This window comes from Curtobacterium sp. MCLR17_043 (assembly GCF_003224215.1).
GTDB lineage: Bacteria > Actinomycetota > Actinomycetes > Actinomycetales > Microbacteriaceae > Curtobacterium > Curtobacterium flaccumfaciens.
In genome coordinates this window covers 108,817-131,113 of sequence record NZ_QKLH01000001.1, presented here as the reverse complement: position 1 = coordinate 131,113, position 22,297 = coordinate 108,817, and the positions used below count along the sequence as shown (strand labels likewise).

General features: G+C 72.3%; 24 protein-coding genes and 1 riboswitch. Of the genes, 13 read left to right on the top strand and 11 right to left on the bottom strand.

The window, feature by feature from the left end:
• Positions 1 to 3 precede the first annotated feature (3 nt).
• From DEJ03_RS00670 to DEJ03_RS00660, 3 genes are read left to right on the top strand one after another with little or no spacing between them, the layout of a single operon-like run.
• Positions 4 to 999: an ABC transporter permease subunit gene (locus DEJ03_RS00670; protein WP_258370435.1), complete on the top strand. Its 996-nt coding sequence runs from the start codon at positions 4 to 6 to the stop codon at positions 997 to 999.
• A complete protein-coding gene (locus tag DEJ03_RS00665) occupies positions 996 to 1,910 on the top strand; it encodes an ABC transporter permease (RefSeq protein WP_181422563.1) in 915 nt (304 codons plus the stop codon). Before DEJ03_RS00670 ends, DEJ03_RS00665 begins: the two co-directional genes overlap by 4 nt.
• Complete coding sequence (locus DEJ03_RS00660; RefSeq protein ID WP_110863146.1) at positions 1,907 to 2,977, top strand: ABC transporter ATP-binding protein; 1,071 nt, start codon at positions 1,907 to 1,909, stop codon at positions 2,975 to 2,977. The genes DEJ03_RS00665 and DEJ03_RS00660 overlap by 4 nt, the downstream gene beginning before the upstream one ends.
• A 46-nt stretch (positions 2,978 to 3,023) precedes the next feature.
• On the opposite strand, the gene DEJ03_RS00655 is transcribed toward DEJ03_RS00660, so the two are convergent.
• The gene (locus tag DEJ03_RS00655; RefSeq protein ID WP_110863145.1) at positions 3,024 to 3,632 is read right to left on the bottom strand and encodes an NUDIX domain-containing protein; all 609 of its coding nucleotides are present in this window, start codon (positions 3,630 to 3,632) and stop codon (positions 3,024 to 3,026) included.
• 60 nt (positions 3,633 to 3,692) lie between these two features.
• Here DEJ03_RS00655 and nagB point away from each other — a divergent pair, with 60 nt between their 5' ends.
• Positions 3,693 to 4,478, top strand: coding sequence for a glucosamine-6-phosphate deaminase (nagB, locus tag DEJ03_RS00650; protein ID WP_110863144.1), 786 nt, complete (start codon positions 3,693 to 3,695; stop codon positions 4,476 to 4,478).
• Between the two features lie 15 nt (positions 4,479 to 4,493).
• Here nagB and DEJ03_RS00645 read toward each other — a convergent pair whose 3' ends face one another.
• Both DEJ03_RS00645 and DEJ03_RS00640 read right to left on the bottom strand, forming a co-directional pair.
• A complete protein-coding gene (locus DEJ03_RS00645) occupies positions 4,494 to 5,669 on the bottom strand; it encodes a MalY/PatB family protein (protein WP_110863143.1) in 1,176 nt (391 codons plus the stop codon).
• Positions 5,666 to 6,286 carry a TetR/AcrR family transcriptional regulator gene (locus DEJ03_RS00640; protein WP_110863142.1) on the bottom strand — a complete coding sequence of 207 codons (621 nt, stop codon included), beginning with the start codon at positions 6,284 to 6,286 and terminating at the stop codon, positions 5,666 to 5,668. The genes DEJ03_RS00645 and DEJ03_RS00640 overlap by 4 nt, the downstream gene beginning before the upstream one ends.
• Before the next feature lie 77 nt (positions 6,287 to 6,363).
• On the opposite strand from DEJ03_RS00640, the gene DEJ03_RS00635 reads away from it, so the two are divergent.
• The 5 genes from DEJ03_RS00635 (at position 6,364) to DEJ03_RS00615 (ending at position 12,560) form a co-directional block, all read left to right on the top strand.
• Entirely contained in the window at positions 6,364 to 7,254 is an 891-nt protein-coding gene (locus tag DEJ03_RS00635) for an SDR family NAD(P)-dependent oxidoreductase (protein ID WP_110863141.1), read from the top strand.
• A gap of 97 nt (positions 7,255 to 7,351) precedes the next feature.
• Positions 7,352 to 9,799: a GH92 family glycosyl hydrolase gene (locus DEJ03_RS00630; protein WP_258370434.1), complete on the top strand. Its 2,448-nt coding sequence runs from the start codon at positions 7,352 to 7,354 to the stop codon at positions 9,797 to 9,799.
• A 67-nt stretch (positions 9,800 to 9,866) separates the two neighbouring features.
• On the top strand, positions 9,867 to 10,145 hold the full coding sequence (locus DEJ03_RS00625; protein WP_110863139.1) for a hypothetical protein: 279 nt from the start codon (positions 9,867 to 9,869) through the stop codon (positions 10,143 to 10,145).
• The gene (locus DEJ03_RS00620; protein WP_110863138.1) at positions 10,142 to 12,013 is read left to right on the top strand and encodes an alpha/beta hydrolase; all 1,872 of its coding nucleotides are present in this window, start codon (positions 10,142 to 10,144) and stop codon (positions 12,011 to 12,013) included. The genes DEJ03_RS00625 and DEJ03_RS00620 overlap by 4 nt, the downstream gene beginning before the upstream one ends.
• On the top strand, positions 11,997 to 12,560 hold the full coding sequence (locus DEJ03_RS00615; protein WP_258370433.1) for a hypothetical protein: 564 nt from the start codon (positions 11,997 to 11,999) through the stop codon (positions 12,558 to 12,560). Before DEJ03_RS00620 ends, DEJ03_RS00615 begins: the two co-directional genes overlap by 17 nt.
• A gap of 34 nt (positions 12,561 to 12,594) precedes the next feature.
• On the opposite strand, the gene nagA is transcribed toward DEJ03_RS00615, so the two are convergent.
• From nagA to DEJ03_RS00585, 6 genes are all read right to left on the bottom strand, one after another.
• A complete protein-coding gene (gene nagA / locus DEJ03_RS00610; RefSeq protein WP_110863136.1) occupies positions 12,595 to 13,761 on the bottom strand; it encodes an N-acetylglucosamine-6-phosphate deacetylase in 1,167 nt (388 codons plus the stop codon).
• Positions 13,758 to 14,165 (bottom strand): YrdB family protein, encoded by a 408-nt coding sequence (locus DEJ03_RS00605; protein WP_084740750.1) that lies wholly within the window; start codon positions 14,163 to 14,165, stop codon positions 13,758 to 13,760. The genes nagA and DEJ03_RS00605 overlap by 4 nt, the downstream gene beginning before the upstream one ends.
• Before the next feature lie 8 nt (positions 14,166 to 14,173).
• Positions 14,174 to 15,034, bottom strand: a complete 861-nt coding sequence (purU, locus tag DEJ03_RS00600; protein WP_110863135.1) for a formyltetrahydrofolate deformylase — start codon at positions 15,032 to 15,034, stop codon at positions 14,174 to 14,176.
• Between the two features lie 111 nt (positions 15,035 to 15,145).
• Positions 15,146 to 16,483, bottom strand: coding sequence for an MFS transporter (locus DEJ03_RS00595; protein WP_220034094.1), 1,338 nt, complete (start codon positions 16,481 to 16,483; stop codon positions 15,146 to 15,148).
• 109 nt (positions 16,484 to 16,592) lie between these two features.
• Positions 16,593 to 17,027, bottom strand: coding sequence for a MarR family winged helix-turn-helix transcriptional regulator (locus DEJ03_RS00590; RefSeq protein WP_071404703.1), 435 nt, complete (start codon positions 17,025 to 17,027; stop codon positions 16,593 to 16,595).
• Between the two features lie 56 nt (positions 17,028 to 17,083).
• Complete coding sequence (locus DEJ03_RS00585; RefSeq protein WP_110863134.1) at positions 17,084 to 17,539, bottom strand: MarR family winged helix-turn-helix transcriptional regulator; 456 nt, start codon at positions 17,537 to 17,539, stop codon at positions 17,084 to 17,086.
• A 75-nt stretch (positions 17,540 to 17,614) separates the two neighbouring features.
• On the opposite strand from DEJ03_RS00585, the gene DEJ03_RS00580 reads away from it, so the two are divergent.
• Entirely contained in the window at positions 17,615 to 18,487 is an 873-nt protein-coding gene (locus tag DEJ03_RS00580) for an NAD(P)H-binding protein (RefSeq protein WP_110863133.1), read from the top strand.
• A 43-nt stretch (positions 18,488 to 18,530) separates the two neighbouring features.
• Here DEJ03_RS00580 and DEJ03_RS00575 read toward each other — a convergent pair whose 3' ends face one another.
• Entirely contained in the window at positions 18,531 to 19,004 is a 474-nt protein-coding gene (locus DEJ03_RS00575; RefSeq protein ID WP_071404705.1) for a DUF2017 family protein, read from the bottom strand.
• A complete protein-coding gene (gene clpS / locus DEJ03_RS00570) occupies positions 19,001 to 19,306 on the bottom strand; it encodes an ATP-dependent Clp protease adapter ClpS (protein ID WP_071404706.1) in 306 nt (101 codons plus the stop codon). The genes DEJ03_RS00575 and clpS overlap by 4 nt, the downstream gene beginning before the upstream one ends.
• A 38-nt stretch (positions 19,307 to 19,344) precedes the next feature.
• Positions 19,345 to 19,429: riboswitch (ZMP/ZTP riboswitch) on the top strand.
• A 96-nt stretch (positions 19,430 to 19,525) separates the two neighbouring features.
• Between clpS and glyA the strand changes: the two genes are divergently transcribed.
• The 3 genes from glyA (at position 19,526) to DEJ03_RS00555 (ending at position 22,297) form a co-directional block, all read left to right on the top strand.
• Positions 19,526 to 20,803, top strand: a complete 1,278-nt coding sequence (gene glyA, locus DEJ03_RS00565; protein ID WP_017888107.1) for a serine hydroxymethyltransferase — start codon at positions 19,526 to 19,528, stop codon at positions 20,801 to 20,803.
• The gene (locus DEJ03_RS00560; RefSeq protein ID WP_110863132.1) at positions 20,800 to 21,735 is read left to right on the top strand and encodes a tetrahydrofolate dehydrogenase/cyclohydrolase catalytic domain-containing protein; all 936 of its coding nucleotides are present in this window, start codon (positions 20,800 to 20,802) and stop codon (positions 21,733 to 21,735) included. The genes glyA and DEJ03_RS00560 overlap by 4 nt, the downstream gene beginning before the upstream one ends.
• Before the next feature lie 112 nt (positions 21,736 to 21,847).
• Entirely contained in the window at positions 21,848 to 22,297 is a 450-nt protein-coding gene (locus tag DEJ03_RS00555) for a hypothetical protein (protein WP_110863131.1), read from the top strand.

The following is a 22,297-nucleotide window of genomic DNA, read 5'->3' as shown; positions in this document are numbered from 1 at the left end:
AGCATGACCACCGCATCGGCAGACGCGCCCGCGGCGAGCGGCACAGCCGCGACCGACGCCGCACCGGCGACGAGCGCGACGAGCCCCGTGCGCCCGACGTCCGCACGAGCGTCCGCCGATGCCGTCCGACGCGGTGCCGGACCCCGTGTCCGGCGCCGCATCGGCCTCGCCTGGCTGGGGCTGACCCCCTTCGCCGCCTACGTCCTGCTGTTCCTCGCGGTCCCCGCCGTGATCGCGATCGGCAGCGGTTTCTTCGACGGCTCCGGAGCGTTCACGTTCGCGAACCTCGCGGCCTTCGCCGACCCGTCCGTGCTGCGGGCGTTCGGCGGGTCGTTCGGCCTGTCCGCCGCCTCCGCGGTCATCGGTGCCGTGCTCGGCGCGGTCGTCTGCTGGGCGCTCTCGGCACTGCGGCCGGACGGACTGGTCCGGTCGATGATCGACTCGGCGGCGAGCGTCCTCGCCCAGTTCGGCGGCGTCATGCTCGCGTTCGCGTTCATCGCCACGATCGGCGTGCAGGGACTCGTCACGACGTGGTTGGTCACGGTCTTCCACGTCGACCTCAACGCGGACGGCGCCTTCCTCTACACGGTGCCCGGGCTCGTGATCCCCTACGTCTACTTCCAGGTGCCGCTCATGGTCCTCACGTTCATGCCCGCACTCGAGGGCGTCAAGGCCCAGTGGGGCGAGGCCGCCGCGACCCTCGGCGCCTCGCGCCTGACGTACTGGCGCCGGATTGCGTTGCCGGTCCTGGCACCGGCGTTCTGGGGGTCGCTCCTGCTGCTCTTCGCCAACGGCTTCTCGTCGTTCGCCACCGCCGCGGCCCTGATCTCGCAGGGCGGCATCGTGCCGCTGACGATCCGCACGCAGCTCACCAGCGAGACGCTCGCCGGCTTGCAGAACGTCGCCGGGGTGCTCGCCTTCGGCATGGTCGTCGTGATGGCGGTCGTGATGGGCGCGTACTCGCTGCTGCAGCGCCGTGCCGCGAGATGGCAGCGATGAGCGCGGCGGCCCCGGTCCGTCCGGCCCGCCCGGCGCAGCCGGTTCGGCTCGGAGGCCCGTCCCGCGTCCGCCGCTTCGGCACGGCCCCGTCCCGTGGTGCGGCAGCGATCGTGCTCACCGTGATCGGGCTCCTGTTCGCCGTGCCGCTGGTCGCCCTGCTGCAGTTCACCTTCCGGCAGGGCACCGACGGCGGGCTCACCTTCGCGCACTGGGCGGCGATCGGTGACCCGGCCAACGCGTTCACCTACCAGCCCGTGTTCGACGGGCTCGGGGCGTCGCTGCTCATCGCCGTGATCACCGTCGGGATCGTGCTGCTCGTGCTGCTGCCCGCCCAGATCATCACCGCGCTCCGCTACCCCAGGCTCCGGAGCGTCCTGGAGTTCGTCTGCATCGTGCCGATCACCGTGCCGGTCGTGGTGCTCGTCGTCGGGTTCATCCCCGTGTACCAGGTCGTCTCGCAGGTCTTCGGATCCGGCTCCTGGACGCTGGCGTTCGCAATCGGGATCATCACGCTGCCGTTCGCGTTCCGCCCGATCGCCGCCGCCATCACCGCGACGGACCTGATCGTCCTGTCCGAGGCGGCCCGGTCGCTCGGTGCCTCGTGGTGGACCGTCACCTGGCGCGTGCTCCTGCCGAACCTGCGTCGGGGCATCACCGCCGCGTGCTTCCTCACGATCACCGTGGTCCTCGGCGAGTACACCCTCGCCGCGTTCCTCTCCCGCAGCACGTTCCAGACCGGGCTCGTGCTCGTGCAGGGGACCGACCCGTACGTCGCCGCGATCTTCTCGGTCGCCGCGCTCGCGTTCGGCTTCGTGCTGCTCGTCCTCATCGGCCGCATCGGGACCCGTCGCACGGGCCGAGTCCGCCGCACCCGCACCACCCGTCGTCCCCGCCTCGAGGAGTCCGCATGACCGTCACCGCTCCGGCAGCCCCGGCGTCCCTCGCCACCACCGGTGCCGTCGTCGAACTCCACGCCGTCGAGAAGCACTACGGCGCACACCGTGCACTCGCGGGACTGTCCCTCCGTGTCGAGCCGGGGGAGTTCGTCTCGCTCCTCGGCCCGTCCGGTTGCGGCAAGACGACGGCGCTCCGCGCGCTCGCGGGCCTCGAGGCCATCGACGCCGGCTCCATCCGCATCGACGGCCATGACGTCGCCGACACCCCGGTCAACAAGCGCGACATCGGCATGGTGTTCCAGCAGTACTCGCTGTTCCCGCACATGACGGTGCGGCAGAACGTCGCCTTCGGCCTCGAGATGCGCCGGGTCCCCGCCGCCGAGCGCAAGAGCCGCGTGGTCGAGGCCCTCGACATGGTCCGCCTCGGCGAGTTCGCCGAGCGGTACCCGCACCAGCTCTCCGGCGGGCAGCAGCAGCGCGTCGCCCTGGCCCGTGCCCTGGTCACCCGCCCCCGGGTGCTCCTGCTCGACGAGCCGCTGTCGGCCCTGGACGCGAAGGTCCGGGTGTCGCTGCGCGACGAGATCCGCCGCATCCAGAGCGACCTCGGCATCACCACCGTGTTCGTCACCCACGACCAAGAGGAGGCGCTCGCCGTCTCCGACCGGATCGCCGTGATGCAGGCGGGCGACATCGAGCAGGTCGGCACGCCCGAGGAGCTCTACCGCACCCCGTCGTCGGCGTTCACGGCGGACTTCGTCGGCCAGTCGAACCGGCTGCAGGGCGACCTGCGCGGGGGCGACGTCTTCGTGTACGGGTTCCGGGTGCCGGCGCTCGACTCCTCGGCTCCGGACGGGCCGGTGCTCGCCTACGTCCGGCCGGAGGACATCGCCTTCGCCCCGGAGGGCATCACCGGCACCGTCGTCACCTCGAGCTTCCTCGGGTCGATCCGCCGCACCACCGTCCGCCTGGACGACGACACCGTCGTGACCGTCCAGCACGAGGTCGGCGACCGCCGGGCCACCGGCGACCCCGTCGCCGTGCGCCTGCTCGGCGCACCCGTGGCGGTCGCGCCGCTCGCGTAGCTCCACCCCCCCCCGCGAAAGCGACAGATCGCGCTCGCGACCGCGCTCACCGTCGCGAAAGCGACAGATGGGCGCGGATGCTTCGCGGACTTCTGTCGCTTTGGCGGGGTGGGCGCGACCGACGGCGGACGGGAGGCCCGTGGCGGCCTGGCACCGCGCCTCCAGACCGGTGGGGGCAGCGCTGGAAGCGCGCCTCGCGCTCGTCGGCCAGCCCGGCCTCGACGCGTGCCCGCATGTTCTCCGACATGTCGGGCAGGGCGTCGAGCCGAGCCCAGAACGCCTCGGTGTTCTCGCCGTCGGCGGGGTTCGGCGTCCCGGAGACGTACCGGCAGGCGAAGACCAGGTCGAGGTACTGCGACCGGTCGCCGTTCGGGTAGGTCATCTCGGGCAGCACCTGCACCCAGGCCAGGCGTTCGGCGACGGCGACGACGTCGGCTTCCTCCAGGACCTCGCGTTCGGCGGCGACGGCGGGTTCCTCGCCCGGGTCGACGATCCCGGTGACCGGGGTGTACGCGCCCGTGTCGGCCCGCCGGACCACGAGCAGTTCGCGATCGGCGCCGGAGCCGCGGGTCACGATGGCGCTCACGCCCGACAGCCAGAGCGGCGCCGTGCCGATCTTCTCGCGCAGGGACAGGACGAAGTCGGGGGTCGGCATGCCTCCACGCTACCCACACGACCCCTGTCGCAGACTGGTCATGACCAGTAGGCTTGCCGTGTGGAGATCATCATCCTGCCCACGCCGGACGAGGTCGGTCGCGTCGCCGCGGCCAAGATCGCGTCCGTCGTCGCCAAGAAGCCGTCCGCCGTCATCGGTCTCGCCACCGGATCCAGCCCGCAGGGCATCTACACCGACCTGCAGCGCCGGGTGCAGGCTGGCGAGGTCTCGTTCGCCGAGGCTCGTGGGTTCGCCCTCGACGAGTACGTCGGCATCCCGCTCGAGCACCCCGAGTCGTACGCGGCCGTGATCGCTCGCGACGTGGTGGCACCGCTCGGATTCGACGCCTCGCGCGTGCGGGTGCCGGACGGCCGTGCCGCCGACCTGGAGTTCGCGGCCAAGGAGTACGACGCCGCGATCCGTGCCGCGGGCGGGATCGACGTGCAGATCCTCGGCATCGGGGCCAACGGCCACATCGGGTTCAACGAGCCGACCTCGTCGTTCGCCTCGCGTACCCGCATCAAGACCCTCGCGCCGTCGACCCGTGACGCCAACGCGCGCTTCTTCGACTCGCCCGAGCAGGTCCCGACGCACTGCATGACGCAGGGGCTCGGCACCATCCTCGAGGCCCGCGAGCTCGTCCTCGTCGCCCAGGGCCCGTCGAAGGCCGCGGCCGTCGCCGCTGCGATCGAGGGGCCGCTCAGCTCCTTCGTGCCCGGTTCGGCCCTGCAACTGCACGAGCACGCGACCGTCGTCGTCGACGAGGAAGCCGCCGCCGGGCTGCAGCTCGCCGACTACTACCGCTACACGTACGCGAACAAGCCGGCCTGGCAGCGGTTCGAGTAGGCGTCTGGCTCGGGTTCAGCCCCTGGCGGCTGCGGCGAGGCGGCTGAGTCCCTCGTCGAGCGTCTCCGCCGAGCACCCGAAGTTCAGCCGCGCGAAGCCCCGGCCCTGCCGTCCGAACGCCGGGCCGGAGCCGAGCGCCACCTTCGCCCGGTCGACGAGCTCCGATGCGGGGTCGTCGCCCCACGGCAGCGCCCGCAGGTCGAGCCACGCCAGGTACGACGCCTGCGGCTGCCGGTACTCGGCGCCGGGCAGCACGTCGCCGATCTGCTCGGCCAGGGCGCGCCGGTTCGCCGCGAGCTCGGTGAGCAGCGACGCCAGCCACGGCCCGCTCTCGCTGAAGGCCGCGACGCTCGCCGTGTAGCCGAGGATGCCGGTGCGCTCGACGACCTCGGTCGGCAGGCCGTCGAACCAGGCGCGGGCCCGCTCCGAGGCGCCGATCATCATCGCGCACTTCGTGCCGGCGAGGTTCCAGGCCTTGCTCGCGCTCGTCAGGGCGACGCCGAGGGACGCGGCCTCGGGGCAGGACTCCAGGAACGGCGTGAACACCGCGTCGGCGTGCACGAGCGGCGCGTGGATCTCGTCGGACACCACGACGGCGTCCCACTCGGCGGCCAGCTTCGCGAGTGCGACGAGCGACGCGCGGTCGTGCACCAGGCCGAGGGGGTTGTGCGGGTTGCAGAGCAGCACCGTGCGGGCTCCGTCGGCGAACGCCTGTGCGATGCCGTCCAGGTCCATCCGCCAGCCGGCCGTGGTGTCGAAGGGGTCAGCCGGGCTCGTGGGGGCGAGCAGCGGGACCTCGGTGACGGTGCCGCCGGCCTCGGACACGTACTCCCAGAACGGCGGGTACACGGGCGGCATGATGACCACCTGGTCGCCCGGCTCGATGACCCGGCGCAGCACCTCGACCGCCGCGACCGACACGTCCGTGGTGGTGCGGACCAGGTCGGGGTCGACCCGCCATGCCCACCGGCTCTCGGCGAAGTCGGCGAACGCCTTGGGCAGGGCCCGTCCGTGCCCGACGTACCCGGTGTCGCCGTTCGTCACCGCCGTGACCAGGGCGTCGCGGATCGGTTCGGCGAGCATGCTGTCCATCTCGGCGACGAACATGGGGAGCACGTCCGGCGGGTAGGCCGTGTACTTCTCGCTCGTGCGGGACCGGTACGCATCGAAGACGGACACCATGACGCTCATGCGCCCATCCTGACAGCGAGGCACGCGGGGCGCGAGGGTGGTTGGTCAGCCGGGCGGAGGCCCGCCAGCAGCACCTCGACGTAGCGCTCGGGGTCGTGCACCCGGGAGCCACCCGCCACGGCGGCCACCCGCATCCCGCACAGCAGCCGTCGCAGGTCGTCCGCGTCGACATCGGCACGCACGAGCCCCTCGGCCCGTGCCCGTGCGAGCAGCGCGTCGACGGACTCGACCAGGTCGCCCGCGAGCGCCGCGGTGTCGGCGCACGAGAACCCGCCGTTCGTCAGCAGGTCGCCGAGGGCCGCGTCGTCGACCATGCTCCGGAACGCAGTCGTCACGACCCCGCGGAGCGCGTCCACCGCGTCGGGCAGCGCGACGGCGACACGGACGAGGTCGAGCATGTCCTCGAGCGCGTCGATCGCGAGCGCCTCGAGCAGGTGCTGCTGCGACGGGAAGTGCCGGTAGGCGGTCCCGACACCCATGCCGGCCTCGTGCGCGACGGCGTTGAGGAGCGGCTGCTCGCCCCGCTCGAGGAACGACCGGGCGACGTCCAGCAGCGCGGTCCGGTTGCGTTGCGCATCGGAGCGCAGCGCTTCGGGTCGGGCCATCGCGATCGTCATACGGACACTCTATCCGCTTGTGCTAGCGTTCCGGATGGATCATCCGATTCCAGACGACGAGTGAGCAGGAGACGACCATGGACACCTTCGAGTGGGAACCGTCCGCGATGCCCGACCAGCGCGGCCGGACCGTGGTGGTCACCGGCGCGACCGGCGGACTCGGGCTGGTGGTCGCGACCCGACTCGCAGCCGCCGGAGCACGCGTCATCGCGGCGGTCCGCAACCCCGACAAGGCGGCTCGCGTCCTGCCCGTCGGCCTGGAGGCGCGGGTCGTCGACACCGCGTCGGTCGCCTCGGTCACGGCGTTCGCCCGGCAGCTCGTGGCGGACGGCATCGTCGTGGACGCCCTCGTCAACAACGCCGGCGCGACGCTGGGCGCGTTCGGGTTGACCGACGAGGGCATCGAACGCACCTGGGCCACCAACGTCGTCGGCCCGGCCGTGCTCGCCGACGCGATGCTCCCGGTGCTCGGCGGACCGTCGCCCCGGGTCGTCCTCGTCGGGTCGAACCTGTCGCAGCGCACCCGCCGCGTGCCCGCACCGGGCGGGGTCGACGATCCGAGCGACTACTCGCAGCTCGCCGTGTACACCGACTCGAAGACGGCGGCGACGGCGCTCGCGGTCGACCTCGGTGAGCGGCTCCGCGCGGCCGGCTCGGACGTCCGCTCGGTCATCGCACACCCCGGCATCGCGGCGACGGGGATGAACGACCAGGCCGAGACCCTCGCGCAGCGCCTCGGCGGCATGATCGCCCGCAGCATGGCCCGGACCGCGGAGGACGGCGCTCGCTCGACGCTCTGGTCGGCCACCGCGCCGGACGTCGCCGAGGGGGTGTTCGTCGGGCCGGCGCTGCGTCGGGGTGACCGGCGACTGCACGTCGTGCCCGTCCGCGGGGCCGCCGCGGATCCGGTGTTCCGGCAGCGGGTCCGCACCTTCGTCGACGAGGTCGCCGCCCGCGCCGTCGTCTGACCGAGGCCGGGCCCGACGCCGAACCCGACGTGAACAGCGGGAGAGCGGTCGGTGACGCAGGCGGCGTCCCCCGTCCGAGGGGGCTAGCGTCACCGATGTGAACCGATCTCGCGTGCACCGTCGCCCGCTCGTCCGTCCGCTCCCGCTCGCCGCGGTGGCCACGATCGCCGCACTGCTGGGCACGGCGATCGTCGCCGCGCCGGCCGTGGCCTCGCCGTCGACGCAGCCCGGACGGACCGTCAGCGATCCCGCGCGGTACGTCGACCCCTTCATCGGCACGAGCAACAACGGCAACACCTGGCCGGGTGCCACGGCGCCGTTCGGGATGATGCAGTGGAGTCCCACGGGCACCGCGGGTGACCAGACGTCGACCCCGGTCGCGAACGGCTACTCGTACGACGTGAACCGGCTGCGCGGCTTCAGCCTGACGCACCTGAACGGTGCCGGGTGTGCTCCCGGGGCTGCCGGTGACGTGCCGATCATGCCGGTCACGACCCCGGTCACGACCTCGCCGTCGGCCGACTCGAAGGACGCCGTCTACGCCGCCGGGTACTCCCACGACCAGGAGTCCGCGAGCCCCGGCCGCTACGGCGTCACGCTCGACAACGGCGTCCGCACCGACCTGGCCGTGACCACCCGTGCCGGCGTCGGCGCGTTCACGTTCCCGGCCGGCAAGGACGCGAACCTGCTCTTCCGCACGTCGAACTCGATCAACGGCAGCGAGGCTGCGATCACCCGCGTCGACCCCCGCACCCGCACGGTCAGCGGCAGCGTCCTGACCGGCGGCTTCTGCAGCCGCCGCGCGAACGGCGGCGGCGCCACCAACCCGGACCGCCGCAGCTACTACCGCCTCTACTTCACCGCGACCTTCGACACGGCGTTCGCGAGCACCGGCACCTGGAAGGACGGCACGGTCCAGCCTGGAGGCACGTCCTCCTCCGGTGGGGAGGGCTACCTGACCGGCGCCGACCGCGCCGGACGCGGCTCCGGCGCGTGGGTCGGGTTCGACGCGCGTCGCGGAGCGACGGTGCAGGCGAAGATCGGCATCTCGTACGTGAGCGCGGCCGGGGCGGCCGCGAACCGTGACGGCGAGGTGACCAAGCGCTCGACCGTCGCCAGCGTGGCGGCCGGCACACGGGCCTCCTGGAACCGTGAACTGTCGCGCCTGCGCGTCGGTGGTGGCACGGCGGACCGGACCACCCAGCTGTACACGTCGGTCTACCACGCACTCATGCAGCCGAACACGCTGAACGACCGCGACGGTCGTTACCTCGGGCCCGACCTGCGGGTGCACCGGATGGACCGCGGACACCGGGCCGTCTACGGCACGTACTCCGGGTGGGACCAGTACCGGGCGCAGATCCAGCTGCTGGCCTTGCTGCGGCCGGACGTCGCCGGGGACATGGCGCAGTCGATGCTGCGGTTCGCCGAGCAGAACGGCGGCGTGTGGGACCGGTGGCTGCACCTCGGAGCTCCGACGCACGTGATGACCGGCGACCCCTCGGCCGCGACGCTCGCAACCTGGTACGCCATGGGCGTCCGGAACTTCGACGTCCGGGCCGCCTACGCCTCGCTCAAGCGCCAGGCGACGGTCGAGAACGCGGACGCCGAGAGCGACATCGGGTGCCCGGGGCAGTGCCTGGCGCAGCGGCCCGCACTCGACGAGTACCTGGAGCGCCAGTACGCGGCGAACGACGACTGCTCCTGCTGGGGTGGTGCGGCCGAGACCCTCGAGGACTCGATCTCCGACAGCGCGCTCGGGTACTGGGCGGGTTCCCTCGGGCTGCGGTCGGACGCCCGGATGTTCGCGGAGCGTGGGACCTACTGGAAGAACACCTTCAACGCCGCCGTCGGCTACCAGGCCGCTCGTCAGGCCGACGGATCGTGGACGCCGGACTGGTCGCCCTCGACCGGCACCGGGTTCGCGCAGGGCACGAGCGCGCAGTACACCTGGCTCGTGCCGCAGGACGTGCAGGGGCTGTCGAGCGCGCTCGGCGGTGACGACGCCACGACCGCTCGGCTCGACGACTTCTTCCACGACAGCACCGGTGCGTTCGCGGTGACCGGTGGCGATGCGACGAAGTTCGACCCGACGAACGAGCCCGACATCCACACGCCGTGGATGTACAACGCCCTCGGCAAGCCCTGGAAGACGCAGGAGACCGTGCGGCAGGTCGTGGACGACGCCTACTCGACCGGCCCAGGCGGCCTGCCGGGCAACGACGACCTCGGCACGATGAGCGCCTGGTACGTCTTCGCCTCGATCGGCCTGTTCCCGCAGACGCCCGGGCGAGCGGAGATGCTCATCGGCAGCCCGACGTTCAGCACGGTCGACATCCGGCGCTCGAGCGGCGAGCGGATCCTCATCCGGTCCTCGGGGGCCGAGCCGTACGTGCAGGGTGCCCGGTTGAACGGGTGGACGCACGAGCGGTCCTGGGTGCCGGCGTCGTTCGTGACGCGGGGCGGCACGTTGTCCCTGCGGGTCGGGGACACGGCGGACACGTCGTGGGCGAGTGGCCAGCGGGGGCGCCCGGTCGACCGCTGAGCACTGCTTGACACACCGTACTTCAGCGGTGATATGTTGACCTCCTCGGGGAACACGAGGGGGCACCATGGGGGATCTGACGGTCGACCTGCCGACGATGCAGGCGGTCGCACGAGCGGCGGGGCAGGCGGTCACCGACCTCCGCTCTGAGCGCCCGTTGTCCGGTTCGGACGGCGGTACGTTCGGCTCGGGGGCGGTCGAGTCCGCGTTCGTCGCGTCGGCCAGGGCGCACGACGCGATGATCCGGTCCCTCGGTGACGACGCGGACACGCTGCGCGAGTACGTGACCGCCGCCGCCGAAGCGGTCCTGCGTGCGGATGCCGACCTCGCCCGGCGGGTCCGGTGAGCGCGGACCCCGTCGCGGGCGACCCGGACGGCATCCAGCGGATCGCCCGTCGGCACGACGACCACTCGGACGCGGTCCGTGACGGCGCCCGGCACGTGCTCGTCGCCGCGGAGCACGCGGCGTCCGGCTGGGCGGGGCGGGCGCAACAGCGGTTCCTCGTGACGGCGGCGGCGATGCCGGCGAGTGCCCAGCGCGTCGCGGCGCGGCTGGACGCGGCGTCGGCCGCACTCGGCACCTACGCACGCCAGGTGCGGGAGATCCAGGACGACGCCGCGAGCCTGCAGACGACCCGGCGGAACACCGCGGACGACATCGCGGCCAACCAGCGGGCGATCCGCGATGCCACCGTGGTGGCGTCCGGACCGGATGCGGTCGAGTCGGACCGTGCGCTCCTGCAGCAGCTGGAGCGCAGCGGCGAGTGGTTGGCAGCGCTGGACGCTCGGCTGACGACGCAGTGGGACGAGCTCGTCGCCCGCCGAGCCGCAGCCGACCGAGCGGCGGCCTCCGCGCTCGAGGACCGGTCGGTGCTCGGCAAGCTGGTCTCCGCCACGGTCGTGTCCGCGATGAGCGACGGGCAGTTCCTCACCTGGCTCGGCACCCTCGACCCGGAGACCGTCGCCGCGCTCGGTGACGACGCACGGGTCGCCGAGCGGCTCGCCGGACTCGACCCTGCGCAGGTGGCCGGGTGGTGGCAGGCGATGTCGGGCGTCGACGGTGTGCCGTCCACGGTCCAGCGGGCGTTCGTCGCGGCGATGACGGCGGTCATCGGCAACCTGAACGGTGTCGCCTCCTGGGCGCGGGCACGGGCGAACACGACGGTGTTGGCTGACCGGCTCGCACACGCCCGCAAGCAGGTCCGCCACTGGCGAGGGCGGCACGACGCCGCCCGGAACCCGGCCGAAGCGGCGACGGCACGGGAGCAGCTGCTCGTCTGGGAGCGGCAGCGCGACGCCTACCGGAACATCCAGGACACCCTCGCCACGACACCGGTCTCGCTGGTGGCACTCGTCGACGACCGTCCCCCGCTCGCGCAGGTCGTCGCGGGTGACCTCGACCGTGCCACGCACGTCAGCGTCATCGTGCCGGGCATGAACACCGCGACGTACCAGGACGGCACGGTGCAGGACTACAGCGCGATCGCCCGCGGGATGCGTCGTGAGGAGGCTCGTGTGGCTGGCATCCGCCGCAGTGACATCGCCGTCGTGTCCTGGATCGGCTACCACCCGCCGATGGCCGACGACCCGTCGTTCCGGACCGTCCTGGCGGAAGACCGAGCGCGAGCGGGCGCCGAGCGACTCGTCGCCGACCTCGACGGGTTCCACGCGGCACGAGCGGCTGCCGGGCGGGACGCCGACCTGACCGTCATGGGGCACTCCTACGGCACGACCGTGGCGACCATCGCCCTGACGAAGACCCACGCCGACCACGTGGTGCTGCTCGGCTCGGCCGGTGTGACGGACGCCGTACCGAACGCGTCCGCGCTGCACGTGCCCGAGGGGCAGGTCTTCGCCAGCCAGGGCGCGAAGGACGGCTGGGCCGTCACCGGGCAGAACCTGTCCGGTCGGCGTGACCCGACCGAGTCCACGTGGGACGCGCACGCGTTCAGCTCCGAGACCGAGGGTTATGGGTCGGGCACCCTGCACGGCGTCACCCGCCACGGGCCGTTCGACGGCGATGACGACGACGGCCGGTACTCCTACTTCGACAACGGGACCACCGCCCAGCACAACGCTGCACGAGCGGCGATGGGACTCGGAGACGAGATCCCGGAGCGCGGCGGCCCCTTCGATCGGATGCGGCAGCAGACCAAGGACGACTGGCTCATGTACGGCTGGCAGACCGGGGGCACCGGTGACCCGATGCTCTGAACCGCGGGGCGCCGCCCTCGCCGGAGCCCTGGTGGTCACCGCGCTCCTGGCCGGGTGCACCGGCGCCTCCCCGGACTCCCCGATCCAGAAGGACACGTCGATGAACGTCGAACAGTCGCACCAGGACGTCCTGGACATCTTCGCCGCCGTGCGCTCGGTCGTCGGGCAGGAGGGTTGGGGTGACGAGGACCCAGGGTGGAACCTCTGCGGAGGCGATGGCGAGGACGCTGCGCAGTACACCTACGCGAGCACCCGGAGACTTCCGCTCCCGGGCACACCCGATCAGGTTGCCGAAGGAGTCGCGAGGGCACTCGCGAACATCGGGTACGAGGGCGCGCGTGTTCAGCACGACACGGAACTCTCGCCGGAGCGGACGGTCATCAGCTACCCGAAGGGGTACCTCGGTGGGACAGCAGCAGACGGGTTCGCCATCTTCTTCCAGGCATTCGATTCGTACGCGGACGTGTCCATCGACGGGCACTGCGTCCCGGGCCGGGCCCCACGGTTCGGTGAGCCCCTCAACCCCCGCCCGACCGACCTGCCGTGACGTGTCCGAGCGAGCCGTCTGTGCCGTGCGCGCTTCAGCGCAGCTCGCGCCCGCCACCCCAGACGCGCTCGACCTCGAGCGACGGCGACAGCGCCACGAGGTCGGCGGCGAACCCCGGCGCCAGCCGACCCAGACGGTCGCCGAGCCCCAGCGCGCCGGCCGGCACGCTCGTCAGCGCCGCCACGGCCTCGGGCAGGGTCCGCCCGGCGAGCGAGACCGCGTTGCGGAGCGCCACGTCCTGCGTCAGCGTCGACCCCGCGATGGTCTCCGTCCCCGCCACGTGTGCGACGCCGTCGGTCACCGTGACGTCGAGCGACCCGAGCCGGTACGACCCGTCCGCAGCGCCGGCGGCACCCATCGCATCGGTGATCAGCGCCACCCGACCCGGCGTCGCCCGGAAGAGCGTGTCCGCCACGACCGGGTGCACGTGCACGGCGTCCAGGATGAGCTCGAGCGTCACGCGGTCGTCCGACACGGCGGCGCCGATCGGCCCCGGAGCGCGGTGGTGCAGCCCGGGCATCGCGTTGCAGGCGTGGGTCAGGATCGTCGCGCCGGCGTCGAACGCGGCCCGCGCCTGGTCGTACGTGCCGACCGTGTGGCCGACGGCGACCGTGACGCCGGCGTCGACGAAGCGGCGGACGGCGTCGAGCGCTCCGGGCAGCTCGGGCGCGATCGTGACCTGGCGGATGACACCCTCGCCCGCTTCGAGCAGGGCGTCGACCGCGGCGGGGGTCGGCTCGATCAGGAACGACTCGTTGTGGGCGCCCTTGTTGTGCGGGGACAGGAACGGTCCCTCCAGGTGCACACCGAGCACGAGCGGGTCGGTCGCCATCACAGCGCGGACGTGGGCCAGCGACGCCGCGAGCGCGGGGACCGGGTTCGCGACGAGCGACAGGACGGAGCGGGTCGTGCCGTGCGAACGGTGCATCGCGAGCGAACGGTCGAACGAGTCGTCCTCGTACGCCTCGGTCGCCCCACCGTGCCCGTGCAGGTCCACGAAGCCGGGCGTCAGGACCGCGTCGCCCAGGTCGACGACCCGGTCGGCCGCGGGGGCCTCGGGGCCGGAGCCGGTCGCGTGGATCGTGTCGCCGACGACCAGGACCCAGCCGTCGGCCGTGGTGCCGGCCGCGTCGACGACGCGGGCTGCACGGACCAGCGTGCGCTGGGCCTCCTGGCCGGTCTGGAGGCCCGTGGTGCTCATGCGGTCTCCTTGCGGAACGCGATCACGCCGCTCAGGGCGGCGATCACGATGAAGACGATGCCGACGACCGGGTGGCCGATGGAGATCCAGGTCGCGCCTGCGGCGACGACCAAGGCGACCTCGACGATGGTCTTGCCGACGATGTCGGTCTCGATCGGGGAGCGCGGCGACCGGAAGAAGTACCAGACGACCGCGGCGAACAGGGGAGCCCCGACCATGAACAGGTAGCCGGGGAGCGGGAGCTGCCACGACCAGTAGCCCCAGAAGGCCAGGGACAGCAGGCCGAACACCATCACGGCGATCCGCAGGATCATCCAGGCCTCGAACCGCCGTCGCGGCTGCCGGACGGCTGCCGGGTCCGGGACCGATTCCCAGTCGACGGGGGACTGCGGGGCGTTGGTCATGGTGCTGCCTACTTGAAGATGATGGTGCGGGCGCCGTCGAGCAGGACGCGGTCCTCCGCGATCCAGCGCACCGCCTGGGTGAGCGTGCGGGACTCTTCGTCCTGCCCGATGGACACCAGCTCGGCCGGTTCCTTGGTGTGGTCGACGCGGACGACGTTCTGCTCGATGATCGGGCCCTCGTCGAGGTCGCTCGTCACGAAGTGCGCGGTCGCACCGATGAGCTTCACCCCGCGGGCATGCGCCTGCCGGTACGGGTTCGCGCCCTTGAAGCCGGGCAGGAACGAGTGGTGGATGTTGACGGCACGCCCCTCGAGTGCGGCGCAGAGTTCGGGCGACAGGATCTGCATGTAGCGGGCGAGGACCACGAGCTCGATGTCGTGCTCCTCCACCGCCTGCAGCACGCGCCGCTCCATCTGCTCCTTCGACTCGGCGTCGGTGACCGGACGGTGCTCGAACGGCACGGAGTAGAACGCGGCGAGCTCGGACAGGTCCGCGTGGTTCGACAGCACGAGGGGGACCTCGATCGGCAGCTGTCCGCCGCGCTGCCGGTAGAGCAGGTCGTTCAGGCAGTGGCCCGCCTTCGACACGAGCACGAGGGTGCGCAGCGGACGACCGACGACGTCGAGCTGGACGCGGGCGTCGTAGCGGGCGGCGACGGGGGCGAGTGCTGCCTCGAAGGCGGCGCGGTCCACCGGCGCCATCACCTGCAGGCGCATGAAGAAGGTGTTCGTGTCGGCGCTGGAGAACTGCTGCGACTCGGTGATGTTGCCGTGGGCGGCGACGATCGCTCCGGAGACGGCGTGCACGATCCCGGGCTGGTCGTCGCAGACGAGCGTCAGGGTCCAGTGCGTGGGGGTCGGGTCGGTCACCGGATCAGGGTACCGGCCGCGGGGGAGGTGCTTCGTGAGCAGGAATGGTCGAGTGCGCCGCGGCGACTCGACCATTCCTGCTCACGAAGCGTCAGGCGGCGGGCGCCAGCGTCAGCGCCCGGCGCCGGCGTCGGCGTCCCGCAAGCGCCGGTCGGCCAGGGTCAGCACGGTCAGGAGCACCGCGACGCCGAGGATCACCCACGCCAGCACGTGCAGGTCCGGCGTCGTCGGGGCCTGGCCGAACACGCCACCGATGAGCGAGGATGCCGCGATCGCCCCGATGTACACCGCGGTGCGCGACAGCCCGGCCGCGGTGCCGATGTACTCCGCGGGGACGAGCCGGTACAGCGCCGCCTGGTTCGACACCGACGCCAGGGCCTGCGGCACCCCGAACAGCGCCGGGGTCAGGGCGAGCAGGACGACGGGCGACCCGGTGTGCAGGAAGAGCAGGAGCGCACCGCCCAGGATCGGCACCAGTGCGGCGACGACGAGCGGCCCGCGGATCGCGGTCTTCCGTGCGACCACGAACGAGGCCACCCCGGCGACGATCGCGGCCGGCAGCTGGATGTACCCGGCGACGTCGCTCGGGTAGCCCGCGACGTCCTGCACCCACTGCGAGAACCCGTAGGTCATCGTGTAGGCGAGCAGGTACGTCAGGAACAGGCGGCCGTAGGTGCGGGACAACGCGCCGTTCCGGGCGAGCAGCCGCACGTCGACGAACGGTCGCACGGCCCGGAGCTCCCACGCCACCAGGGCGACGAGCAGCACGACGGCCACCGCGAGCAGCCACCACAGCCCGGCGGACAGGTCGAGCAGGAAGACGAGCAGCGCCGAGACGGTCCCGGTCATCAGCACCATGCCGAGCGGGTCGAGCGCCTGCAGCACCGGCAGGTCGGCGTCGTCGCGCGGACGCAGCCGGTCGGACGGCAGCCAGAGCGTCGCCACGACGATGCCGAACACCGCGAGCGGCACGTTCACCAGGAAGATCGCGTGCCAGCCGAACGCGGCGATGAGCGCCCCGCCGAGCGGTGGGCCGGCGGCGGCGGACACGAGCGACGTGATCGACAGCGCCCCGAGCACGAGCGGCGGCGTCGGCTTCCCGATCCGAGCGGAGTGCTGCCGGAGCGTGGTGAGTGCCGCCGGGTAGGCCGACGACGTCCCGATGCCGATGAGCACCCGGGCGAAAACGGCGCCGCCGAACCCGGTCAGCACCTCGGGCACCACCCCGGCGATCCCGACGATGACGAGCCCGGTCAGGAACACCTTCTTCGGGCCGAACCGGTCGGCGAGCTTGCCCATCGTGGGCTGCGCGATCGCACTCGCCAGGTACAGGGCCGCGACGAGCCAGATCGCCTGCGCCGCACCGATGCCCAGGTCGCGGGAGATCGGGGTGAGGGCGACCGACACCATCGTGGTGTTGATCGGGTTGAGCAGGGGCCCGACGAGCACCGGGATGAGGAGCTTCGGGCCGAAGCCGCTGCCCGTGGTCGTGTCGGGGGTCGTGGTGGTGGACGTGAGAGCGCTTCTTCCGGTTGCAGGACTGGGCGAGGGGTGCGGGTCAGGGATCGACGATCGGCCCGAGCAGGTCCATCGCCCGCGCGACGACGCGGCGGTCCGCCTCGGGCAGGGTCGCGAGCCGCTCGGCGAGCTCGTGGTTCCGCGCGGCCCAGGCGGTCTGGCGCGCGTCCCGGCCGGCCGCCGTCGCGCTGACGATCGCCCGCCGGCCGTCCGTCGGGTCGGCCTGCCGCTCGGCCAGGCCGAGGTCGACCAGGGCCTGGACGGTCGCGCCCATCGACTGCGGTCGGACACCCTCGGCTCGCGCCAGGTCGGCGATGGTGGCCGGCCCGTGCCGCAGCAGGCGTCCGAGGGCGGCGGTCTGCGACGCCGTGACGTCGTCCGACTTCGAGGCCAGCAACGACCGCCGCAGTCGTCCGTGCATCGTCAGCACGGCGTCGGCCAGGTCGGTCGGGTCGGTCTCCGGTGCGTCGGTCACGCCCCGGAGGCTAGTCCGTCACCAGCCAACCTTGCAAGTTTGCCTTCTGATATCGCTCAGGGAACGGCGGACCCGTCGTCGCCCGCGTCCGGCTCGAGCAGCGGGAGCAGGGTCGCCGAGATCGATTCCGCACCGTCGCCGAACCACGCGTTGCTCGCCCGGACGATCGGGTGGGCGCGTGCCAGCAGCGCCTCGCCCTGGTCGGTCAGCCGCATCCGGGAGGACCGTCCCCGGCCAGGTGCGGCGCCCCGCTCCACGAGTCCCCGCGTCGAGAGCCCCCCGACGAGCGTCGTCATGCTCTGCGGTCGGACGCCGACGGCCCGCGCCAGGTCGGCCTGGCTGAGCTCGCCCGCTGTGGCGAGCTGGATGAGCGCCCCGAACTCCACGGGCGTCAACCCGAGCGGCGCCAGCTCGGCTGCGAGCCGGCGGGAGAGCGTCCGTGCGGCCCGGATCACCGTCCACGCCACGATGCCGTCGACGTCGTCGCGCGGGGCTGGGAGTTCCTGGGGCACGGGGCGATCGTACCGGCGTACGTTCTGGTATCAGGAAACTGATACCAGAACGGGTCAGCGGGACGAGGAGCGGACATGGGCGAGATCGTGGCGGTCACCGGCGTGACCGGGGACGTCGGGGGCAAGACTGTGGAGCTGCTGCGGGCGGCCGGGGTGACGGTGCGTGCCGTGGTCCGACGGCCCGAACAGGTCGACGCGCTCCGGGCGCGGGGCATCGACGGACGTCTGGCCGACCTGGACGACGAGGACGCGCTCACCGCGGCGCTCGAGGGGGTCGACCGGTTCTTCCTCGTGACGCCGGTCAGCCAGCGGCAGCGCGAGCAGGGCACCACCGGGGTCCGTGCGGCGCAGCGTGCAGGGATCGGCCGGATCGTGCAGCTGTCGGGCGGGGACGCCGCCGAGCACTCCCCGATGTCGTGGGCGAGCGCCGCCTGGCACATCGACCGTCTGGTGCGCGAGAGCGGGCTGGCGTGGACGATCCTGCACCCCTCGTCGTTCATGACGAACGTGCAGCCCTCGGCGCCGGCGATCCGACGGGGGTGGTTCCCGCACACCACCGGCCGCGGGGTGATCGGCTGGATCGACACCGAGGACATCGCCCGGACCGCCGCCCGGGTGCTGACGGAGGACGGCCACGACGGCACCGAACCGGTGCTCACCGGGCCGGATCTGCTCGACGCGCGGGGTGTCGCCGCCGCGCTCGCCACCGGGCTCGGCCGACCCGTGCGCGCCCTGCACCTGCCGAGCCGGGTCTACGCCGGTGTGCTGCGCCTGAGCGGCGTGCCCGCGTGGCAGGCCGAGGGGCTCCGGCAGCAGTTCGGCCGGGTCGTCCGCCGCGGCCTCGACGGCGTCGACGTGATGAGCGACGACGTCCTGCGCATCACCGGCACCGCGCCCCGGAGCCTGACCGACTGGGCGCGAGCCCACCGCGACGACCTGCTGGGGTGACCCGCCGCACCGGAGGTGATCCGAGCCTCCAGGCCGTGGGCCGTCAGCGCGACGTGAGCGTGACGACCAGGTGTTCCTGCACGTAGCCGAGCCAGTCGTAGACGTCGCGCAGGCCGACGCCCGCGTCGGCCTCGACGGACCGCTCCTCGTCGTCGGCGTCCTCGATGCCCAGCCGGTCGGCGATCGTCAGCCGCAGGTCGGTGAGGGTGCGGAGCCACGCCTGCTCGTCCTCGGCGTCGAGCGAACCGTCGCGGGTGCCCGTCAGCCAGTCGTGCACGATCGAGGCGTTCGTCGTCTTCTGCGTGAGCAGGTCGGACTGCGTGTACTTCCGGAACTCCGCGCTCGCCGCGTCGTCGCCGGGGTAGGCGTCCGGGAACATCCGTTCGCTGATCGGGTCGGTGGACAGGTCACCGCCGAGCACCTGCTGCAGCTGCTCGGTGAGCGAGGCGAGCAGGTCGCGCTCGCCGGAGGACAGGCCGAGGTGGACGCCGTCGGCGCGGCGGACGAACGGGATCACGCTTCGGGAGCCTTGTCGACGGTCGCCTGCAGCCCGTAGCCGTGCATGGACTGCACGTGGGCCTCCATCGACTCACGCGGGCCCGTCGCCACGATCGCCCGGCCGTCGTCGTTGACCTGGTGCATGAGCCGCTCGGCCTGCTCGCGAGAGAACCCGAAGTGCCGCTGGAAGACGTAGGTGACGTACGACATCAGGTTCACCGGGTCGTCCCACACCACCGTGACCCACGGGGTGTCCGCCCGCGCACTGGTCCGTTCGTCCGTGGTGGTCCGTTCGTCCACGTCGGGCGAGAGCAGCGTCATGCATCCAGGGTGACACAGGGCGGGGTCGCTCGGTACGATCGTCAGGTCGCGACTGGCGTTGGATGGGTCACCATCGGGGAGCGACAAAGACACGGTGCGCGGCCGTACGCCTGGGCTGCACCGACCGACCGTCCGAGTGCGACCAGCTGGTCGTCCGCACACCGTAGGAGTCCCGTGTCCATTGCCGATCTGCCCCCGTTCGTCTCCGACTCGGCCGAGGTGGCCGAGCAGGCCGCCGCACGCGCCGCCTTCAACGCCCCGCTCACCGAGGTCGACCCCGAGATCGCCGCCGTCCTGCAGCAGGAGCTCGGCCGCCAGCGCGACACCCTCGAGATGATCGCGTCCGAGAACTTCGTGCCGCGTGCCGTGCTCGAGTCGCAGGGCTCCGTGCTCACCAACAAGTACGCCGAGGGCTACCCGGGCAAGCGCTACTACGGCGGCTGCGAGTACGTCGACGTCGCCGAGCAGCTCGCCATCGACCGTGCCAAGGCGCTCTTCGGTGCCGAGTACGCCAACGTCCAGCCGCACTCCGGCGCGACCGCGAACGCGGCCGTTCTGCACGCCATCGCCTCGGCCGGCGACACCATCCTCGGCCTCGAGCTCGCGCACGGTGGTCACCTGACCCACGGCATGAAGCTCAACTTCTCCGGCCGCATCTACAACGCCGTGGCGTACGGCGTCGACCCCGAGACGTTCGAGGTCGACTACGACGACATCCGCGCGAAGGCCATCGAGCACCAGCCGAAGGTCCTGATCGCCGGGTGGTCCGCCTACCCGCGCCAGCTCGACTTCGCGAAGTTCCGCGAGATCGCGGACGAGGTCGGTGCGAAACTCTGGGTCGACATGGCGCACTTCGCCGGCCTCGTCGCCGCCGGGCTGCACCCGTCCCCGGTCCCGCACGCCCACGTCGTCTCGTCGACGGTCCACAAGACCCTCGGTGGCCCCCGCTCGGGCATCATCCTGTCGAACGACGAGACCCTGTTCAAGAAGCTGAACTCCGCGGTCTTCCCGGGCCAGCAGGGCGGCCCGCTCATGCACGTGATCGCCGCGAAGGCCACCGCGTTCCTGCTCGCCGGCACCCCGGAGTTCAAGGACCGTCAGGAGCGCACGATCCGTGGCGCCCAGGCCCTCGCCGCCCGCCTGACCGCCGACGACGCCAAGGCCGCGGGCATCGACGTGCTCACCGGCGGCACCGACGTGCACCTGGTGCTCGTCGACCTGCGCGCGTCCGAGGTCGACGGCAAGCAGGCCGAAGACCTGCTGCACGAGGTCGGCATCACCGTGAACCGCAACTCCGTGCCGTTCGACCCGCGCCCGCCGATGGTCACCTCGGGTGTCCGCATCGGCACCTCGGCGCTGGCCACCCGCGGATTCGGCGACGCCGAGTTCACCGAGGTGGCCGACATCATCGCGCTGACCCTCATGCCGAACCCGGACGTCGCAGCACTCTCGGCGCGGGTGAAGGTCCTGACCGACGCGTTCCCGCTCTACGCGTGAGCGGTTCGGTCAGCGCGGCGCTCCCGCGCGAGCTCTGGGCCGGTGAAGGGAGTGCCGTCCGCATCGACGGCACGGCCCTCGCCGCCCGGACGCTCGACGAACTCCGGGGCCGGATCGACCGCCTGCACGAGCACGGCATCCGTCCGGGTCTCGGCACGATCATGGTCGGCTCGAACCCCGGCTCGATGTCCTACGTCGCGGGCAAGCACCGCGACTCGGCGTCGATCGGGCTCGACTCGCACCGCATCGACCTGCCCGAGACGGCGTCCGCTGCCGACATCCGGGCCGCGATCCTGCAGATGAACGACGACCCCCGGGTCACCGCGTTCATCGTGCAGCTCCCGCTGCCGCAGGGCATCGACCCGACGCCGATGCTCGAGCTGATGGACCCGTCGAAGGACGCCGACGGCCTGCACCCGACGAACCTCGGCGAGCTCGTGCTCGCCGTGCCCGGTGGTGCCGGCACGATCGACGCACCGCTGCCGTGCACCCCGCGGGGCATCGTCGCGATGCTCGACGCGTACGAGATCCCGATCCGTGGCGCGCACGTCACGATCATCGGCCAGGGGCTGACCGTCGGACGGCCGCTCGGCCTGCTGCTCACGCGGCTCGAGGCGACCGCGACCCTGACGCACTCGCTGACCGCCGACGTCGCCGCGGAGTGCCGTCGCGCCGACATCATCGTCGCCGCGGCCGGGGTCGCCGGGCTCGTCAGGCCGGACTGGGTCCAGCCCGGTGCCGCCGTCATCGACGTGGGGATCACCCGCGTGGTCAACGAGGAGACCGGCAAGGCGAAGCTGCACGGCGACGTCGACCCCGCGGTCGCGTCGGTCGCGGGCTTCCTGTCGCCCACCCCCGGTGGCGTCGGGCCGATGACCCGCGCGATGCTCATGAAGAACGTCGTCGAGGCCGCCGAGCGCCAGCTGTCGTAGGGCGCGGGCTGCGCGCTCGCGTGCCGATGGTGTGCAGCAATGGTCGGGTGGCGTCATCGCACCCGACCATTGCTGCTCACGAAGTGCACTCCGCCGGTGCTACGGTCGCGGCATGGGGGATGAACGTCTGCAGACGACGCCGGTGATGCGAGCCCGGCCCGAGCCGTCGCAACTGACCAAGGACGCCCGGTGGCTGATCGTCATCGTGGCGATCTGCGTGCTGTTCCAGGCACCGGGTTCGAGCTGGGCGACGACCTTCGTGCACGCCGGCCAGGAGTACACGTTCACGTCGGGCCCCTGGTTCGGGTGGACGCTCGCGACGGTGGCGTTCGCGGTCGCGGGGTTCGTCGTCGCGATTGCCCGCCGTGGTGCAGCCCGGTTCGACGAGCACACCGTGATGGGCCTGACCCTGGCCGCCGTGCTCGGGACCACTGCCGTGGTGTGGTTGCTCATGCCGGCGCAGACCGCGTGGGTGGAGTGGGCCGTGGAGCACGGTCGGACGCACCCGTTCGTGCTCGGGAACGTGGTGGAGTACGTCCGGTACGCGGACTACCTCGGCTGA

What these genes read in the sequence shown, in the direction of transcription:
- DEJ03_RS00665 (WP_181422563.1), top strand. Translation starts at nt 996, where the DNA reads ATGAGCGCGGCGGCCCCGGTCCGTCCGGCCCGCCCGGCGCAGCCGGTT.
- DEJ03_RS00625 (WP_110863139.1), top strand. Translation starts at nt 9,867, where the DNA reads ATGGGGGATCTGACGGTCGACCTGCCGACGATGCAGGCGGTCGCACGA.
- DEJ03_RS00670 (WP_258370435.1), top strand. Translation starts at nt 4, where the DNA reads ATGACCACCGCATCGGCAGACGCGCCCGCGGCGAGCGGCACAGCCGCG.
- DEJ03_RS00645 (WP_110863143.1), bottom strand. Translation starts at nt 5,669, where the DNA reads ATGAGCGTCATGGTGTCCGTCTTCGATGCGTACCGGTCCCGCACGAGC.
- DEJ03_RS00635 (WP_110863141.1), top strand. Translation starts at nt 6,364, where the DNA reads ATGGACACCTTCGAGTGGGAACCGTCCGCGATGCCCGACCAGCGCGGC.
- DEJ03_RS00555 (WP_110863131.1), top strand. Translation starts at nt 21,848, where the DNA reads ATGGGGGATGAACGTCTGCAGACGACGCCGGTGATGCGAGCCCGGCCC.
- DEJ03_RS00660 (WP_110863146.1), top strand. Translation starts at nt 1,907, where the DNA reads ATGACCGTCACCGCTCCGGCAGCCCCGGCGTCCCTCGCCACCACCGGT.
- DEJ03_RS00605 (WP_084740750.1), bottom strand. Translation starts at nt 14,165, where the DNA reads ATGACCAACGCCCCGCAGTCCCCCGTCGACTGGGAATCGGTCCCGGAC.
- DEJ03_RS00655 (WP_110863145.1), bottom strand. Translation starts at nt 3,632, where the DNA reads ATGCCGACCCCCGACTTCGTCCTGTCCCTGCGCGAGAAGATCGGCACG.
- clpS (WP_071404706.1), bottom strand. Translation starts at nt 19,306, where the DNA reads ATGACGCTGCTCTCGCCCGACGTGGACGAACGGACCACCACGGACGAA.
- DEJ03_RS00580 (WP_110863133.1), top strand. Translation starts at nt 17,615, where the DNA reads ATGGGCGAGATCGTGGCGGTCACCGGCGTGACCGGGGACGTCGGGGGC.
- DEJ03_RS00640 (WP_110863142.1), bottom strand. Translation starts at nt 6,286, where the DNA reads ATGACGATCGCGATGGCCCGACCCGAAGCGCTGCGCTCCGATGCGCAA.
- nagA (WP_110863136.1), bottom strand. Translation starts at nt 13,761, where the DNA reads ATGAGCACCACGGGCCTCCAGACCGGCCAGGAGGCCCAGCGCACGCTG.